The organism is Lewinella sp. IMCC34183, assembly GCF_003390915.1.
GTDB lineage: Bacteria > Bacteroidota > Bacteroidia > Chitinophagales > Saprospiraceae > Neolewinella.
Map to the genome: position 1 here is coordinate 598,883 of NZ_QMEM01000001.1, position 17,596 is coordinate 616,478.

At 63.8% G+C, this 17,596-nt stretch carries 11 protein-coding genes; 4 read left to right on the top strand and 7 right to left on the bottom strand.

Annotation, left to right across the window (positions count from 1 at the left end; all coding sequences use genetic code 11):
• Positions 1 to 34: 34 nt before the first annotated feature.
• A complete protein-coding gene (locus DQG19_RS02520) occupies positions 35 to 2,026 on the bottom strand; it encodes a DUF3857 domain-containing protein (RefSeq protein ID WP_116124640.1) in 1,992 nt (663 codons plus the stop codon).
• Between the two features lie 136 nt (positions 2,027 to 2,162).
• Here DQG19_RS02520 and DQG19_RS02525 point away from each other — a divergent pair, with 136 nt between their 5' ends.
• The gene (locus DQG19_RS02525; protein ID WP_116124641.1) at positions 2,163 to 3,071 is read left to right on the top strand and encodes a DUF72 domain-containing protein; all 909 of its coding nucleotides are present in this window, start codon (positions 2,163 to 2,165) and stop codon (positions 3,069 to 3,071) included.
• Between the two features lie 16 nt (positions 3,072 to 3,087).
• Positions 3,088 to 5,163, top strand: coding sequence for a polyphosphate kinase 1 (ppk1, locus tag DQG19_RS02530; RefSeq protein WP_116124642.1), 2,076 nt, complete (start codon positions 3,088 to 3,090; stop codon positions 5,161 to 5,163).
• 978 nt (positions 5,164 to 6,141) lie between these two features.
• Here ppk1 and DQG19_RS02535 read toward each other — a convergent pair.
• The 3 genes from DQG19_RS02535 to DQG19_RS02545 are packed head-to-tail and all read right to left on the bottom strand — an operon-like array spanning position 6,142 to position 8,330.
• Entirely contained in the window at positions 6,142 to 7,191 is a 1,050-nt protein-coding gene (locus DQG19_RS02535; RefSeq protein WP_116124643.1) for an XdhC family protein, read from the bottom strand.
• Complete coding sequence (locus DQG19_RS02540) at positions 7,175 to 7,765, bottom strand: NTP transferase domain-containing protein (protein WP_116124644.1); 591 nt, start codon at positions 7,763 to 7,765, stop codon at positions 7,175 to 7,177. The genes DQG19_RS02535 and DQG19_RS02540 overlap by 17 nt, the downstream gene beginning before the upstream one ends.
• A gap of 1 nt (position 7,766) precedes the next feature.
• Positions 7,767 to 8,330: a hypothetical protein gene (locus tag DQG19_RS02545; RefSeq protein ID WP_116124645.1), complete on the bottom strand. Its 564-nt coding sequence runs from the start codon at positions 8,328 to 8,330 to the stop codon at positions 7,767 to 7,769.
• 84 nt (positions 8,331 to 8,414) lie between these two features.
• On the opposite strand from DQG19_RS02545, the gene DQG19_RS02550 reads away from it, so the two are divergent.
• Complete coding sequence (locus DQG19_RS02550; RefSeq protein ID WP_116124646.1) at positions 8,415 to 9,272, top strand: YitT family protein; 858 nt, start codon at positions 8,415 to 8,417, stop codon at positions 9,270 to 9,272.
• Position 9,273: 1 nt separating this feature from the next.
• Here the strand turns inward: DQG19_RS02550 and DQG19_RS02555 are convergent, their stop codons facing one another.
• From DQG19_RS02555 to DQG19_RS02565, 3 genes are read right to left on the bottom strand one after another with little or no spacing between them, the layout of a single operon-like run.
• Positions 9,274 to 12,426, bottom strand: coding sequence for an efflux RND transporter permease subunit (locus DQG19_RS02555; protein ID WP_116124647.1), 3,153 nt, complete (start codon positions 12,424 to 12,426; stop codon positions 9,274 to 9,276).
• Between the two features lie 9 nt (positions 12,427 to 12,435).
• The gene (locus DQG19_RS02560) at positions 12,436 to 13,551 is read right to left on the bottom strand and encodes an efflux RND transporter periplasmic adaptor subunit (RefSeq protein WP_116124648.1); all 1,116 of its coding nucleotides are present in this window, start codon (positions 13,549 to 13,551) and stop codon (positions 12,436 to 12,438) included.
• A gap of 11 nt (positions 13,552 to 13,562) precedes the next feature.
• Positions 13,563 to 14,888, bottom strand: a complete 1,326-nt coding sequence (locus DQG19_RS02565) for a TolC family protein (RefSeq protein ID WP_116124649.1) — start codon at positions 14,886 to 14,888, stop codon at positions 13,563 to 13,565.
• A 112-nt stretch (positions 14,889 to 15,000) separates the two neighbouring features.
• Here DQG19_RS02565 and DQG19_RS02570 point away from each other — a divergent pair, with 112 nt between their 5' ends.
• The gene (locus DQG19_RS02570; RefSeq protein WP_116124650.1) at positions 15,001 to 17,595 is read left to right on the top strand and encodes a hypothetical protein; all 2,595 of its coding nucleotides are present in this window, start codon (positions 15,001 to 15,003) and stop codon (positions 17,593 to 17,595) included.
• Position 17,596 lies beyond the last annotated feature (1 nt).

The window sequence follows — 17,596 nt, forward strand, 5'->3', positions numbered from 1 at the left end:
AAAATTAGGTAGGGTTCGCGGGATAATTCATTAATTATTTGGCCCGCCGGTAGACAATATTTGCCTCCTGCATTTCGATGATCCGGCGGTACATGTGGCGCAGGGTCGGGTAAGCAGTCGCGGGGTAAACCGTGCGGTCCAGCTGCACCTGCAGGGTGATGCTGACGGTCCCGCTGGCCCGCTCTACGGCGGTGTAGGTGGCGGTCATGCCCCGGTCCTCGCTTACCAGGCGAATGGACTCGGGCAGCTCGTCTACGGCGTAGCCCTCGGGGGCCTGTACGTTCGCCACGTAGTGCAGCTGCCAGGGATAGGGGAAGTCCACGGGGTACAGGCGCTGCTCCACGTCGTCGAGCTCGTCGTCCAGGACAGGCAATATGACGGGTTGCAGGTAGATGTACTCGTCGGCTACCACGCTGGCGGGAACGCGCAGCTTCACGTGCAGCGATAGCGGGCCGGCGGTATCGTTCTCACCCTCGTGGCCGAGTTCGGCGATCACCCGGGTGGCGGGGAAGGTCGCGGCAATATCCTGCACGACGGGCCAGTCCAGCGGCGTTTCCGTGCGCGCCAGGGCGTAGCGCCCCTGGAGGGCAAAGTAGCTGTTGAGGCGGCTCTGCAGGTCCACCAACGGTTCGCCTTCCGCGTTGAAGTTGATGTTGGCCATCACGACCTGCCGGGCGCGGGGTACCTCCACGTCCACCCAGCGGGGCGCGTATGGGTCGGCCACCCACCCGCGGTGGTTGAGGGCCTCGAGGCGGGGCAGGCCCGCGGCGCGGCCGGGGCCGTTGGCGTCGAGTAAGTAGGGCTTCCCGTCCAGCTCGGTATAGACCAGCAGGTGATCGAACTGGGTAAGGATGGGATAGACCTCAATGGGCGTTCCGCCGTCACGCAGGGACACCAGGAGCGGACGGGCGGGAATGCCGGCCTCCTTCAGCAGGGCCAGCAGCGCCAGGTTGAGGTCGGCGCTGTTGCCCTCTCCGGCCGTAAAGACCTTGTTGGGGCTCTCGCTACCGAAGATGCTGGTACTGCCGTTCCAGCGCAGGTTGCGACAGACGAAGGTGTAGGCTGCGTCGATCCGGCTTTTGTAGTCGGGTTCGGCCATGATCACGGGTTCGGCGGCCTTCCAGAGCTGATTGTAGTTCGACCGGTTGGTATAGGCACCGCCGAAGTCCCGCCGCTGGTGCAGTTCCTTGACGGTTTCCTCCCAGTTGTGGAAGATCGGTTCCACGATCTCTCCCGGGTAGTTGACCGACTGCAACTGCAGGCGCACGCGGGGCAGGTAATCGGTGGCGTTGTTGGTGTAGGGCTGCCGTTCAAAAGCGGCTACGTCGCGCATGGCCCAGCGGATATCGTTGTGGCTCACGCTTTCGTGTGCCGTCGGGGCTTTGGCGAACACCGGTCCCCAGCGCATCCTGCTCTGCTTCACCTCATCGATGGCGTACTCTCCGGACGTTCCCAGGCTTACGTAGCGGTAATAGTCGGGGATGAGCGCGCTGTATTCCGCCCAGCGCACGGGCACGTCGCGCTGGAAGGCGTAGGGGGTGGGAATGAGGATGTTGTCGGAGCGCCGCTTGTAGGTGTACTCGATGACGGCGCCGGCGGTGACCTGCGGAAAGGCAAACTTGATGGTGCGGTAGTCGCCGTCCCGCTCCCGGACGATAGCGCGGCCACTAAGTTTGATCCGCTCGCCGTCGGGCAGGTGGATCACGGCCTTTATGCCGCTGATGTCCTGGTAGCTCGGGTTGTACCGCAGGGTGACGTTGGCCCGATCGAAGGAAGCGGGGGTCAGGAGCTTGACGCGGGTGTGAACGTACTCCTGGAGGACGGGACCCTGACCGCTGAGGTAATCAAACTTCAGGTCGAGGTGGTCGTACAGGACGTAGGCACTGGCCGCGCTGTCGGGAGCGGGCGGCAGGGCGGCAAGGTCGGAGTCGCTGAGCTTTCCGAAGCGGACGTCCGAATAGTCCTGCGCGAGCAGTCCCGTGGTAAATAAAACAAAGAGCAGGGGGCCGAGCACGCGGAGGACCATGGCGGGGGGCTTGGGCGGAACGAAACCACAAGGCACGATCCGCGGATAAATGCAATAGCACGTAGAAAGTAAACTTATCGGCCGCGGCACTTATTGGATGGTACCGCATCTCTTAACCCCTCAAGCCCGCTGCCCCATGAAGTTCGGAAAGGTCCCCGACCCCGCCGCCGTCGAATACCAACTGCCCGTCGAGCCGCTTGCCAACCGGGCGCGGCTCGACCGCTACGAGCTCGGTGTCGGCGAGGAGCGGCCGCGCATCTACATCGGGGCCACGGGCTGGAGCATGAAGGAATGGGTGGGCCGGTGGTACCCGGAGGGGGCCAGGTCCGCGGATTACCTTACCCACTACGGCGAACTCTTCAATACCATCGAACTCAACACCACCCACTACCGCATCCCCTCGCCGGAGATGGTGGCCAGGTGGTACGACAGCGTACCGGCCGACTTCCGCTTCTGTCCGAAACTGCCCCAGTTCATCAGCCACAGCCGCGACCTGGGGCGCGGCGACGGGGGCCTGCAAAAGTTCGTAGCCGCCCTCGACAGCTTCCGCGAAAAGCTCGGCTGCGCCTTCATCCAGCTGCCGCCCTACTTCGGTGCCGACCGGCTGGAGGTGCTGCGTGCCTTCCTGGGGCGCTGGCCGCAGGTGCTGCCGCTGGCGGTCGAAGTCCGTCACCCCAGCTGGTTCAGCGACCCCTTCGCCACGGAGGCCCTCATGGATACCCTGGCCGCCCATAAAACCGCCGCGGTGATCACGGACGTGGCCGGCCGACGCGACGTCCTGCACGGCTACGTCACGGCCCCGCGCACGATGGTACGCTTCGTGGGCAACGGGCTGATCGACAGCGACTTTACCCGCCTGGCCGAGTGGGGCGAACGCCTGCGGGAATGGAATCTGCCGGAAACGTTTATCTTTCCCCACGAACCGGACAACGTGCTGGCGCCCGATGCAGCCGCCTGGCTGGCCGACCACCTCACTGCCCTGGACTTCGCCGAAACCCGCGGCCCCGCCCCCCGGCAGGGACCCGAGCAAATGAGCCTGTTTTAGACGACTACCCTGTTCTATGAAAAACGACTACCCGGTTATTCCCCGCGACATCAGCTGGCTCTCCTTCAACCACCGGGTGTTGCAGGAGGCCAAAGACGAAAGCCTGCCCCTCTTCGAGCGGCTTAAGTTTCTGGCTATCTACAGCTCGAATCTGGACGAGTTCTTCCGGGTCCGCATGGCCAACCACCGTAACCTCCTGCGGGTCAACAAGAAGACCAAGCGCGAGCTCGACATCAGCCCGAAGCAGACGGTACGGACCATCCAGCGCATCGTGAACCGCCAACAGGAGGAGTTCAGCCGTATTTTCGAGAAGAAGATCATCCCCCAGCTGGCCCGCAATGGCATTTACCTGAAGCGCCGCCTGGACATGTCGGAAGAAGACCAGCGGTTCGTGGAGAACTACTTCCGGGAGTACATGCTTCCGTTCGTGCAGCCCGTCCTCCTCGTCAAAGACATGGTGCGCCCCTTCCTCAACAACGCCCAGCTGTACCTGTCCATCCTGATGACCGACAAGGCCAAGGGCAAGACGGCCTACGCGATCGTTAAGATCCCGAGCGATCACCTGCCGCGCTTCATCGAGCTGCCCAGTACCGACGACGACCGCAACATCATCATGCTGGACGACATTGTGCGGCACTCCGTGTCGTGGATGTTCCCCGGTTACGACATCGAGGATACCTACAGCATCAAGCTCACGCGGGATGCGGAGCTCTACATTGACGATGAGTTTTCGGGAGACCTGCTGGCCAAGATCAAGACCAGTCTGAACCGTCGCCACGTCGGGCCCGCCAGCCGCTTCGTGTACGACCGCACCATGCCGCCCCAGCTGCGCGAGTACCTGGAAGATACCTTCGAGTTGGATCGCTACGACATCCTGGCCGAGGGCCGCTACCACAACAACTTCGACTTCTTCGGCTTCCCGAATTTCGGGATGACCAAGCTGCAGAACCCCCCGCAGCCGCCCCTGCCCTACCCCGCCCTGGAGGAGAGCGAGGACTTCTGGGCGTCCGTCCGCGCCTCCGACCACCTGCTGCACTACCCCTACCACAGCTACGAGTCGGTGGTCCGCTTCTTCGAGCGGGCGGCCGAGGACCCCGCCGTCAGCCACATTAAGATCGTGCAGTACCGCGTGGCTCGCAAGTCGCGGATCATGCAGGCGCTGATGCGGGCGGTGTCCCTGGGTAAGCAGGTCAGCGTATTCATCGAGGTGAAGGCCCGCTTCGACGAGGAGGCCAACCTCCGCTGGGGCGAGAAGCTGGAACAGGCCGGCGTGCACGTGCACTACAGTTTCCCCGGTGTGAAGGTCCACTCCAAGCTTGCGCTGGTGCGTCGGGTCGAAAACGGTAAAGAACAGATCTACAATTACTTATCTACCGGAAACTTCCACGAAGATACCGCCAAGGTGTACAGCGACTTCGGCATTTTTACGGCCGATGAGCGCATCACCAGCGAGGTTTCACGGATCTTCAGTTTCCTAGAGAACGTGATGATTCCCGACCAACCCTTCCAGCACCTGATGGTGGGGCAATTCAACCTGCGCAGCGGCCTGGAGGAACTTATCGAATTCGAGATCGCCGAGGCGCAGGCCGGTCGTACCGGCGCGATGACACTGAAGATGAACAGCCTGCAGGATAAGGCCATGATCGACCTGCTCTACCGGGCCAGTCAGGCCGGCGTACTGATCAACCTGATCGTGCGGGGCATCTGCTGCCTCATCCCCGGCCGCAAGGGCTACAGCGACAATATCCACGGCATCAGCATTGTAGACCGTTACCTCGAGCACGCCCGCGTTTTCCACTTCCACCACGCCGGTGAGGAACTGGTGTACCTGTCCTCGGCCGACTTCATGACGCGCAACCTCAGCCACCGCATCGAAACCACCTTCCCGATCTACAACGAGGAACTCAAGGACAAGATCCTCGAGATCCTCGACATCCAGCTCGCCGACAACGTCAAGGCCCGCCTCCTCAGCGATCAGCAGGGTAACTCCTACTACCGTGGCGGAAGCGACCTCTCCATCCGCAGCCAGGAGGAAACCTACCACCTGATCAAACGGACCCTGGTAGCGGAGAAGATGGAGTTGGAAGAGTAAGTTTCCCGGGTTGAGGGCCTCCGGCCCGACCAATGCGCGAGCGTAGCGAGCGGAAAGCAGGAGATCGGGCCGGAGGCCCTCAACCCGAAAGGGGCGAGCACCGTCACAAACTCGTGTCGGGTTGAAGGCCCCCGGCCCGAACAATGCGCGAGCGTAGCGAGCGGAAAGGATGAGATCGGGCCGGAAGCCCACCACCCGAAAGGGGCGAGTACCGTCACATACTCCTGTCGGGTTGAGGGCCTCTGGCCCGACTAATGCGCGAGCGTAGCGAGCGCAAAGCAGGAGATCGGGCCGGAGGCCCTCCACCCGAAAGGGGCGAGTACCGTCACATACTCCTGTCGGGTTGAGGGCCTCTGGCCCGACTAATGCGCGAGCGTAGCGAGCGGAAAGGATGAGATCGGGCCGGAGGCCCCCCACCCGAAAGGGGCAAGCACCGTCACAAACTCGTGTCGGGTTGAGGGCCTCTGGCCCGACTAATGCGCGAGCGTAGCGAGCGCAAAGCAGGAGATCGGGCCGGAGGCCCTCCACCCGAAAGGGGCGAGCACCGTCACAAACTCGTGTCGGGTTGAGGGCCTCCGGCCCGAACAATGCGCAAGCGTAGCGAGCGGAAAGCAGGAGATCGTGCCGGAAGCCCTCCACCCGAAAGGGGCGAGCACCGTCACAAACTCGTGTCGGGTTGAGGGCCTCTGGCCCGACTAATGCGCGAGCGTAGCGAGCGGAAAGCAGGAGATGGGGCCGGAGGCCCTCCACCCGAAAGGGGCGAGCACCGTCACAAACTCGTGTCGGGTTGAGGGCCTCCGGCCCGAACAATGCGCGAGCGTAGCGAGCGGAAAGGAAGAGATCGGGCCGGAGGCCCTCCACCCGAAAGGGGCGAGTACCGTCACATACTCCTGTCGGGTTGAAGGCCTCCGGCCCGACTAATGCGCGAGCGTAGCGAGCGGAAAGGATGAGATCGGGCCGGAGGCCCTCCACCCGAAGTTAGCGGGCGTGGATCGTACCCTCCCGGTCCCTGAGCAGGGTGCCGGACCGGTCGCGGAACACACTGATGATTTCCGTAACCACCGCCACCGAGATCTCCTCCGGCGTTTCGGCCCCGATGTCAAGTCCGATAGGGCTGTAAAGGTGCGGGTACGCTAGCAGGCGGACATTCGATTCCTCGAGCAGTTCGGCGTCCATCTTGCGGGTGCGCTTGCGGGGGCCAAGCAACCCCAGGTAGCGGGGCGATTGCGGTAGAAAGACCTGCACCATTTCCTTATCCCGGTGAAAGTCGTGGGACATGCACGCTACGGCGGTGTAGTCGTCGATCGGCAGCGAGGCCGCCTGGCTGTAGTCGTACAGGCGCTCGACGGTGGCGGAGAGTTCGGCGGTGAATTTCCGGCGGGTGCCGATCACGCTGCAGCGCCAGCCCAGGTAGCGGACGGTAGTGGCCAGCGGCAGGATATCGTAGTTGTCGCCGACCACGATGAGGTGGAGCTCGGGCCGCAGGCGTTCGTAGAGCCGCTGCCAGGTGCGCCCGGCATCATCCGTGTAGTCGACTACGGTACTGCGACCGTGGGGGAGTTCCACGCTCTCCGCCGGAATCTCCCGCAGCCGGCCGGTAAGGGCTTCCCCGGGCGGTGCCGTCACGGTCTGCACCAGAATGCGGGGAACGCGGGTGTCGGTGCGGGCACGAAGAATTTCTGCCTGGTTGTCCGGATCCGCGTAATCAAGGGGGATGAAGAGCACCTCGATGCGGCCGTTACAGCCTAAACCGATGCCGATCTCGCGATCATCACCGTCCAGGGTGTCGTAGATACGCTTGGACGGCTGATCCTGGTGGATGGCCCGCTGGGCCCGGCGCAGGGCATCCCCTTCGAGGCAACCTCCGCTAATGCCCCCGGTATAGCGCCCGTCGGCCCCCACCAGCAGCCTCGCCCCGATGCGGCGGTAGGAGGAACCCTCCACGCTGACCACCGTGGCCAGGGCGCTGGGGGTGCTCTGCTCGCGCAATTGGTCGTAGAGGGCAATGATGTTACGAATCTCCTTCATGGCGGCGGTAATCTTCGGGCGTGTCGAGGTCAAACAAATCGAAGGGCGGATGGATGAGGTGTACCGCTTCGCCCGCGGCCCGCAGCACTTTCCCCGCACCTGCGTCCCCGCCCAACGCACGGAGCTCCGCAACGTAGCGCGCCGGAAACACGGCCGGTACGCCCGGGCGTCCGGGATAGGCGGTCGCGACCAGGGTATCCTGCACGGCGGCCTCTCTCAGCAGTACCTTGAGGTAAGGGGCGGTCACGGCCGGCTGATCGGCCAGTTGCACCAGCACGTGGGTGTATCCATCCGGGGTGGCTCCAGTCACGGCCGTAGCACCCGCCGCAAGGGAACTGCCCAGCCCCCCGGCATAACCTGAATGGTAAATAATCCTTACGTTCAATCCTGTTAACTCCTTGACTACCGCTTCCCTTTCCGCCCCCACTACTACGAATACATCAGCTACCTCCACGGCCAACGCACACCGGGCCGCGTGACGTATCAGCGTCGTGTCGCCCCACGGGAGCAACTGCTTGGCGGTGCCCATACGCGACGAGCGACCGGCCGCCAGCAGGATGATCGCCGGCCGCACCCTACTGCAGGATGATGAGGGCCTGTACCGGGATGCTGTCGGGAACTTCGGGCAGCGGCGCTCCAAGGTCGGGCTGGTAGAATTCCAGTACAAAGCCCATACCGTCCCGGGCAGCTACGATGGCCGTGCCGTACGGGACCCGGGAGAACTCCAGCCGGCCCAGGCGTTCCCGGAGGTCGGCCAGGGTCACGCCGACGCGCAGGCCGTTGGTGGTCACCACGTCCGGAGAAGTAATGTAGATATTTCCGATCTGCTGGTCGCCCGGCGGCTGCAGGAGGTAACCCAGGGTATCGTTGCGGTCGCCGCGAATGTGGTAGCGGTCCGCCTGCCCCTCCTCGGTGTCGACGAGGCCCGCGTCGATCAGGTACTGGCTTTCGCTGAGCGGTTCCCCCGGCCGCAGGTCAAGAAAGCGGTTGCCATCGATCTCGTAGGGGTCATCGGGGTCGACGTCGTAGATGGCCGTATTCCCCGCGTTGGGGTACTCGACGGGCCGGGTTTCGGGGGTGGTCGGGGGGCCGTCGGAGCAGGCCAGCAGGCCGAGACAGGCCAGGAAGAGGTAGCGCATGGTCGGGGAATTGCGGTAAAGTTACCCGCTGATGGCCGAACTATTCCGCAAGGCGTTCAATCTTTGCCCGCTCCGCCGCCCGCTATGAACTACCTGCCCAATCTTTCTTTCGCCGACCTGCTCTTCATCGTCCTGGGGGTAGCCCTGGCCGCCTTCGGACTCGAAGGCTTCCTCCTTCCCAATCACTTCATCGACGGCGGGGTGACCGGGGTATGCCTGCTGGTGTCCCAGACGACGGGCGTACCGCTGCCGATCCTGCTGGTGGTGATCAACATCCCTTTCCTGTACCTCGCCGACCAGGTGATCGGGCGCACCTTTGCCGTCAAGACCGCCGCAGCCATCGCGCTGCTGGCCCTGAGCATCTACTTCGTCCACTTCCCCCAACTGACGGATGACACCCTGCTGGTTTCCGTATTCGGGGGCTTCTTCCTGGGTACCGGCATCGGCCTGTCGATGCGCGGCGGCAGCGTGCTGGACGGTACCGAGGTACTGGCCATTTACCTGAGCCGCCGGATCGGGGCCAAGGTAAGCGACTGGGTGATCCTGATCAACGTAGTGATCTTCGGGTCGGCGGCCCTGCTGCTCTCGGTGGAGCAGGCCCTGTACAGCGTACTTACCTACTTCGTAGCCTCCAAGGCGCTCGATTTCATCATCGACGGCGTGGAAGAGTACACTGGCGTGTTCGTGATGAGCCCCCAAAACCACGCCATCCGCGATGCCCTGATCACCGAAGTAGGCTGCGGCGTGACGCAACTGCGCGGGCAGGGCGGCTACGGGGCCCCCACGGACCGTCCGGAGTCGCAGGTACTCTACGTGGTCATTACCCGCCTCGAGATCCACCGGGCCATGAAGGTGATCCGCGAGATCGATGATCGCGCCTTCGTGACCATGAACAGCATCAACGACGTGCACGGCGGCATGGTCAAGCGGCGCAAGATCTAGCCTACTCCTCTTCTCCCCCACCCTCCTTTTTGAAGGCCTGCAGTTCTTCGTCGCTGTACGCCAGCCGCGTGATGCGGTCGTAAAGCACCGGTACGAAGAAGATCGCCAGCCCCGTAACGGCCACTAGGCCGCCGATCACCACGAAGCCGATGGTCTGCCGCGAATTAGCCCCCGCACCGCTGGCCAGGGCAAGCGGGATCATGCCGAAAACAAAGGTGGCGCTGGTCATCAGGATGGGCCGCAGTCGCTCGCGGGACGCGGCTACGGTAGCCTCGCCGATGTCCATGCCGGATTCCACCTTCTGCTTGGCAAATTCAACGATCAGGATGGCGTTCTTGGCCGCCAGCCCCACGATAGTGATCAGCCCGATCTGTGCGTATACATTGTTGTCGATGTCCGGCAGCAACCACAGCGTAAGCAACGCCCCAAACACGCCCGTAGGGGCCGCCATCAATACGGCGAAGGGTACCGTCCAGCTCTCGTAGAGGGCCACGAGGATCAGGAAGGCCAGCGCGATGGAAAAGGCGAAGATGTAGATGGTCGTGGAGCCCGACTCGGCCTGCTCCTTGCTCAGTCCGGAGAACTCGTAGCCGTAGCCGGAGGGCAGGATTTCCGCCTCCTCGCGCAGTGCCTCCAGGGCCTGACCGCTGCTGAAGCCCTCCGCGGCATTACCGCTGATGCTGGCGGAGCGAAAAAGGTTGTAGTGGCTGATCAGGGGAGCAGTACTGCCCAGTTCGTAGGTGATCAGGTTCGACATCGGGACCATCGTACCCTCCGTATTCATCACGTAGTAGTCCTGCAGGTCCTCGATCTCCGCCCGGTAGTTGGTATCGGCCTGGGCCACCACCCGGAAGGTGCGCCCGTACAGCGTGAAGTCGTTGATGTAGGAGCTGCCGAGGTACGTAGACAGGGTGTTATAGATATTGGTGAGGGGCACGTCCAGCTGCTTGGCCCGCACGCGGTCCACGGTAAGCTGGTAGCTCGGCGACTGGGCCGTAAAGAAGCTGAAGGCCCCGGTGATCTCCTCCCGCTGGTTGATCCGCCCGATGAATTCGTTCATGGTCTGCTCGAACTCCGCCACGGACGCATTGCCCGACCGGTCCTGGAGGATAAAGCTGAAGCCCGACGTACTCCCGAGACCGGGGATCGGCGGCGGGGGGATGACGACCACCCGCGCGTCGACGATCGTGGAAAAGTAGCGTTCCAGCTTCCCCACGATGGCGAAAATGCCCTGGTCGTCGCCCTTGCGCTCGTCCCAGGGGGTCAGCTGTACGAAGAAGGTACCCGTATTCGACCGCTCGGTGAAGGTGATGGCGTTGAGGCTGGCCACGGCGGTGTAGGACTCGATCTCGGGTACCGTGTCCAGGGTGCTCATCATGGTTTCCATCACCGCCAGCGTCCGCTGGTTGGCCGCCGCCTCGGGCAGCTCGAAGGTGACGAATACGCGGCCCTCGTCCTCTGTGGGTACGAAGCCCGTGGGCTCGATCATGAACAGCGCGTAGGTACCGACCAGCAACGCCAGCAGTACGCCGAGCGCGATGTAGTAGTGCCCCAGCACCCAATCGAGGCCCCGGCCGTAGGAGCCACGCAGCTTGTCCAGGCCCTTGTTGAAGGGCCGGAAGACCTTCTCCAGCCACTGCGGCTGTTCCTGTTCCCGGCGAAATAACATGACGGCGAGCGCGGGTGCAAGGGTCAGCGCGACCAACGACGACAGCAGTACGGCTACGCTGATGGTGATGGCGAACTGCTGGTAAAGCTGGCCGGTGAGCCCCGTGATGAAGGCCACCGGTACGAATATTGCCACCAGGACCAGGGAGGTAGTGATGACCGGGGTGGCCACGTCGTCAAGGGCGGCGGCGGTCGCCTCGCGGACGCTGAGGTCGGTCTCGTCGAGTTTGGTCTGTATGGCCTCCACGACCACGATGGAGTCGTCCACCACGATGCCGATCGCCAGTACGAAGCCGAAGAGCGTGAGCGTGTTGATGTTGAAACCCAGCGGACTGAAGAAGATCAGCGCACCGATGATGGAGACCGGGATCGCCAGTAACGGAATGAGGGAGGCCCGCCACCGTTGCAGGAACAGAAATACGATGAAGGCTACAATGGCCAGGGCGATCAGCAGCGTATTGACCACCTCGCGAATGGACACCTCCACCACGGAGGCCGCCTCGTAGGGTACCTGGTAAGTCACGTCCGGCGGGAAGTCCGCACTGAGCTCGTCCAGGGCGGCGTAGACCCCCTTGGCCGTGGCCAGGGCGTTGCTGCCGGGAGCCTGGTACAGGATCAGGATGGCCCCCTGCTCGTGATTGACCAGCGATTGGTTACCGTAGGTGAAGGTACCCAGCTCCACGCGGCCAACGTCCTTAATGCGCAGCAGACCGCCGCTGGCGGGGTCGTTGCGGATGATGATGTTCTCGAACTCCGAAACTTCCTCCAGGCGGCCATCGAGAAACACCGTGTACTCGAACGCTTGGTCGTAGGGCTGCGGGGGTGCCCCCACCGATCCGGCCGCCACCTGCAGGTTCTGGTTGCGCACGGCCGCGATCACGTCGTCCGGGGTCAGGCCGAGCTGGGCCATCCGGTCGGGGTACAGCCACAGGCGCATGCTGAAGTCCTTCGTGACGGCAAAAGCGTCGCCGATCCCCTCCACCCGGAGCAGGCGGTCCTTCACGTAGACACTGGCGTAATTGTCGAGAAATTCGGCGTCGTGGGTTCCGTTCGGGGATTGCAGGGCCACCAGCATGAAGAGTCCCGGATTTCGCTTGCGGACGGTCAGCCCCAGTCGCCGTACGGCCTCCGGAAGCACCGGCTCGGCAATACCGAGCCGGTTCTGTACGTCGAGGGCGGCAATATCGATGTCGGTACCCAACTCGAAGGTGACGTCGATGCTGACTACGCCGTTGTTGGTGCTGCTGCTGGTGATGTAGTCCATGCCCGGCGTACCGTTCACCTGTACCTCGATGGGCGTGGTGGTGGTTTCTTCCACCGTGCGGGCATCCGCCCCGGTGTAGGTGCCGCTGATGGAGACGCTCGGCGGCGTGATCTGCGGAAACTGGGTGATGGGCAGGGAGATCAGCGACACCGCCCCCACGAGCACCAGCACGATGGAAATGACGATGGCCGCCTTGGGCCGGTAGATGAAGAACTTGAGCATGACCGGCGGCTAGTTTTGCAGGGGAGTGATCTTGACGCGGGAACTGTCCTTGACGGCCTTCAGGCCCTCCACGACGACCTGCATCCCCTCCTCTACTCCGTCCAGCACGATCTGCAGGTCGCGTACCTGCTCGCCCGTTGTCACGTTCTGCCGGAAGGCCATACTGTCGCGGACGGTGTACACGTAGAACTCCCCCATCTGCTCGGCGAGGGCTTTGGAAGGGATCACCAGTTGACGACCTGACTGCCGGTTGAGCAGTTCCACCGTTACGTTCATGCCGTTACGTAATACATTGGTTTGGTTAGGGAAACGCAGCCGCACCGTAAGTGCCCCGGTACGGGCGTCCACCGCCTGATCACTGGCGTAGACGACGCCGAAGAACGGATAGATCGTCCCGTCGGGGAGGCGGAGACGGAAGGTAGAGTCCAGCTCCTCCCGGCTCATCTGCTCAAAACCTGCCAGGCGCGGAATGTCGTCCTGCGGCAGGGCAAAATCCACCCCCACCGGTTCTTCCTGGGAGATGGCGGTAAGGACGGGGCTGCCCGGGGAAACCTGGGTACCCACCTTCGCGCTTCCCAGGTCGGTGATGCCGGTCAGCGGCGCGCGGATGGCGGCGTAGTCGAGCTGGGTCTGGGCCGAGTTGAGGGAGGCCTCCGCCTGGTTGAGCGCCTGGCGGCGACTTTCGAGCTCCGCCTCCGCCTGGTCCAGCGTCTGGATGGCAATGGCCTCGGCCTCGGCTAGGCGGCGGTAGCGGGCCACGTTCTTCTCGGCAAGCGCCACGTCGGCGCGGGCGGCCTCGATGCCCGCCTCGGCCTGGTTGACGTCGGCGACGTAACGGCGTACGTCGATGGTGTAGAGCTGCTGTCCCTGGCGGACGCGTGCACCATCTTCGAAGTGCTTCTTCGTGATGTAGCCGCTCACCTGGGGGCGCACCTCCACCCGTTCCAGCGGCGATACGGTCCCGGGAAAAGATTCATAAAACACCAGGTCGCGGGCCTCCACCTCCGCCACGCGAACCCCAACGGCGCGCTCCTGCTCCTTCGCCGAACCTTCCTGCCCGGCATCGGAACCGCCGCCGCCACAGGCCAGCAACAACGGAAAAAGCAGGAGCGGGTAGATTTTCATGGTCGAAGGGATTAAAGCGTTCCGGCGGCGAAGCGTACGCCTACCCGGGCCAGGGCGGCGTCGATGAGGCTGTTGACGATGGCCAGGCGGGCCGCCTGCAGGTCGTTCTCGGCAATGATGACACTCAGGAAAGGCGTGATCCCCTCCCGGTACTGGAGGTCGACCACCTCGTAGATCTCCTCGGCCAGGTCCCAGTTCTCGCGGGCCACTTCGTAGGCGTTACGCGCCTGCTCGAAGGTGTTGACCGCCACGCGGTACTCCCGGTCGATGCGGTCGCGGACGGCCGCCACGTCGTAGGCCAGTTGATCCTGCAGTACCCGCTGGCGCTGCACCTGTCGTCCGCGCCGTCCGCCGCTGAACAGGGGTACGCTTACGTTGAGGCTGGCCAGGGAGTTGGGAAATACGCGGTTATAGAGGTCGGTCAGGCTGTTGTCCTGCCACGTCATATTGTAGGTACCTCCTAGGTAGAAATCGGGTAGCCAGGACTGGCGGTAAAACAACAACTCGAGCCCGAGAAGGCGATCCTGCAGGTCCAGTTGCCGCAGCTCGACCCGGTCGGTAGGCCGGAGGACGGGAAAACTGTCAACGAAGGTCTCCAGGGTGATGCGGTCGATGTCGTAGGCCGGATCCAGCTCCCGGCTGGCCGGGTAGCCCATGGCGGCCTTCAGTTCGGCCACGCGACTCTGGTAACCAATCAGGGCGTTTTGCAGGTCGAGGGCCGTACGGTTGCGGGTGATGGTAGCCCGCTTGTAGTCGACCTTGTCGTTGATGCCCTCCTCGTAGAGCAGGCGGGCGTCGCGCAGGGCCCGCTCCTGGCGATCGAGGTCGGACTGCAGCAGTTGCTGCCGCTCCCGCTCGCGGACCGCGGCGTACCAGGCGCGGCTCACCGACTCCCGCAGGTCGATCTCCACCGCCTCGATGTCGAGGCGGGCCGCCGCAACAAGGGGATCCTGCCGGCGCAGGGCGGCGGCGACCGTCGGATTGTAGATAGTCTGCCGGGCCTGCAGGCTGAGGTTCGAGCTGTTGATGGTGCCCACCTCCACTTCGGTGGTCGCGCCGCTTTCCGGATTCTCGAAATCGGGGAATATGGAAACGGGGCGCTGAAAGTAGTGCTGCAGGTTGCCGGAGATCAGTACTTCCGGGTACCAGTCACTCAGGGCGATCTGGTTATCCAGGCGGGTAAGCTCCAGCCCCTCGCGGGCCGCCAGCAGGTCGGGCTGGTGGGCCAGGGCGTAGTCGATGCAGGCCTCGCGGGTCCAGTCTTCCTCCGGCACCTGGCCGGGCAGGGCCGGTCCGATAAGCAAGAGTACGAGGGTCAGTAGGTGGAAGTCGCTCATGCGGGGGATCAAATCAGGCGCGAAGCGCGGGTGCCGCGTACCTTGGCGGTTCCGTAGCTAAAGGGAGGGAATGGATTGTTGTTCAACCGTTCGCCCCCGGAAATTTCCCGCCATGTCGTACCGCATCCTGTCTACCGTCGTCATTTTCCTGCTCTTTACGGCAACGGCTTCCGGTCCGCTGCGGGGCCAGTCGTCCGACCTGCCCGCGCACGGACCCGCCTACGTCGATGATCAGGGCGTGATCCGGTGGTCGAGAACCGACGCGGAAGTTCACGGCTTCGGCGTCAACTATACGGTACCCTTCGCCCACGCCTACCGCTCGGCCGAACGGCTGGGCGTAGATCCGCTACGCGCCATCGACCGCGACGTGTATCATTTCGCGCGCATGGGCTTCGACCTGTACCGCATACATGTCTGGGACACCGAGATCTCCGATACCCTGGGCAATCTCATCTTTAACCGGCACCTCAACGCCTTCGATTACCTGCTGGCGGAACTTGCCAAGCGCGACATCAACTACGTCCTCACCCCCATTGCCTTCTGGGGCAACGGCTGGCCCGAGCCCGATGAAGATACTCCGGGCTTCAGCCACCGGTACGGGAAGGCGGCAAGCCTGACCGATGAAGCGGCTATCCGCGCGCAGGAAAACTACCTAACGCAGTTCATGAACCACGTCAATCCCTACACGGGCGTGGCCTACCGCGACGATCCGCGCCTCATCGCCGTGGAGATCAGCAACGAGCCCCACCACCGGGGTACGGCGGCGGAGGTGACGCGCTTCGTACGACGGATGGTTGAAGCCGTGCGGGCCAGCGGCACGGAGAAGCCGGTGTTCTACAACATCAGTCACAGCGTACAGCGGGTACCGGACTACTTCGCTGGCGGCATCAACGGCGGCACCTTTCAGTGGTATCCCGCCGGACTCGTCTACGGCGAAGCCCTGCCGGTCAATGCCCTGCCGTACGTCGACGACTACGCCATCCCCTTCGACAGCGTAGTGCGCGCCAACGGCGGAGCCAAGATCGTCTACGAGTTCGACCCGGCCGACATCGACCACGCCTACCCCTACCCCGCCATGGCCCGGTCGTTCCGCAGCGCGGGCATCCAGCTGGCCACCCACTTCGCCTACGACCCCACCTTCCTGGCCTACGCCAATACCGAGTACAATACCCACTACATGAACCTGGCCTACACACCGGCCAAGGCCATCGGGCTCATGATCGCTGGAGAGGTCTTCCACCGCGTGCCCCGCTACGCGGACTTCGGCGCCTACCCGCGGGATACGACCTTCGGAGACTTCACCGTGAGTTACCGGCGCGACCTGGCGCTCCTGAACGCAGCGGAAACTTACTACTATTCCGGTGACGTTGCTGTCGGTCCGCGGGCCATCGATTCCCTGCTTCACCTCGCCGGGACGGGCAGTTCGCCGGTAGTAACCTACGACGGTACCGGGGCCTACTTTCTCGACCGGCTCGACGCGGCCACCTGGCGCCTGGAGGTGATGCCCGACGCCTTTCGGGTGGGCAACGCCTACGGAAGCAACAGCCCGGACAAGGCCGTGACGGTCCTCCAACATAACCTGCGCGGGATGTCCGTACGCCTGCCCGGCCTCGCCGGACCGTTTACCGTAAGCCCTGTAACTCCCGGCAACGACCATGCCGTAGAGGTCGCCGGCGACAGCTTCGCCGTCCGCCCCGGCGTATACCTACTGGGAAAGCCCGATGCGACCGCGACTTGGCCCGCGGACCGCCGGGTCGGCAACCGCCTGGTTGGAGAGTACGGGGGACCGGCCGGACGGGTCGACCGGACCTACCTGACCCACGAAGCGCCGTCCGTCGCCGTGGCGGGCCGGGAGCTGCACATAGAGGTACGTGCCACCACCCCAAACGGCTTACCCGATGCTGTCACGCTGGTGGGGGCCGGCGGACCGCCCATCAAGCTCACCCACCGGGGCGGCTTCACCTACACAGGCACCGTACCCGCCGACCGGATGATGGCCGGTTACCTTACCTATTTCCTGACCGTGGCCGCGGGCGATTCCGTACGCACCTTCCCCGCCGACGCGGCGGGCTCGCCGTACGCGTGGGATTTCTACGCCGACCTGCCCTACCGAATCCGCGTCGTACCCGAGGGAACGCCGCTACGGCTGTTCGACGCGGGGAGAGACTTTGAGAAATTGGCCTATTCCCGGTGGTTACCGAGCCTGTCGCGGTATCCCGTGGGGGCGGGCGGAGAAGACGAGCTACACGTGACCGTGGAGGAACTCGCACCCGTCGACCCCGAAAACACGACGGCAAGCCCGGTTGCGGACTATACGATCGCCCACTTCCTGGACGACCGACTGCCCGCAACGGAGCTTCCCGACTATTCTACGCTCGTCGTCACCGGCCGTTCCCTCAGCGAGTCCACCGAAACGGTACAGGTAGCGCTCGTTCTCGAAGACGGGACCAGCTACGCCGCCCCGGTCACCCTGACGCCGGAGCGCCGGGAACACCTCATCCCCCTCTCCAGGCTGCGCCGGGAACCGACGGTAACGATGCCGCGGCCCTACCCTTCCTTCCTCCCCTATTATTTCGAGTCGGAAACTCCGCAACCCTTCGACCTGTCCGCGGCTCAGACGGTGCAAATTCGCATAGGCCCGGGACTTAGCGTCAGTGAACGGACCCGGGCCCACGGCATCGGCATCGGGCACATCGATCTGCGGTAGG

Excerpts from the sequence above, each read along its gene's own strand:
- DQG19_RS02520 (WP_116124640.1), bottom strand. The coding sequence starts at position 2,026 with ATGGTCCTCCGCGTGCTCGGCCCCCTGCTCTTTGTTTTATTTACCACG.
- DQG19_RS02525 (WP_116124641.1), top strand. The coding sequence starts at position 2,163 with ATGAAGTTCGGAAAGGTCCCCGACCCCGCCGCCGTCGAATACCAACTG.
- ppk1 (WP_116124642.1), top strand. The coding sequence starts at position 3,088 with ATGAAAAACGACTACCCGGTTATTCCCCGCGACATCAGCTGGCTCTCC.
- DQG19_RS02535 (WP_116124643.1), bottom strand. The coding sequence starts at position 7,191 with ATGAAGGAGATTCGTAACATCATTGCCCTCTACGACCAATTGCGCGAG.
- DQG19_RS02545 (WP_116124645.1), bottom strand. The coding sequence starts at position 8,330 with ATGCGCTACCTCTTCCTGGCCTGTCTCGGCCTGCTGGCCTGCTCCGAC.
- DQG19_RS02550 (WP_116124646.1), top strand. The coding sequence starts at position 8,415 with ATGAACTACCTGCCCAATCTTTCTTTCGCCGACCTGCTCTTCATCGTC.
- DQG19_RS02555 (WP_116124647.1), bottom strand. The coding sequence starts at position 12,426 with ATGCTCAAGTTCTTCATCTACCGGCCCAAGGCGGCCATCGTCATTTCC.
- DQG19_RS02560 (WP_116124648.1), bottom strand. The coding sequence starts at position 13,551 with ATGAAAATCTACCCGCTCCTGCTTTTTCCGTTGTTGCTGGCCTGTGGC.
- DQG19_RS02565 (WP_116124649.1), bottom strand. The coding sequence starts at position 14,888 with ATGAGCGACTTCCACCTACTGACCCTCGTACTCTTGCTTATCGGACCG.
- DQG19_RS02570 (WP_116124650.1), top strand. The coding sequence starts at position 15,001 with ATGTCGTACCGCATCCTGTCTACCGTCGTCATTTTCCTGCTCTTTACG.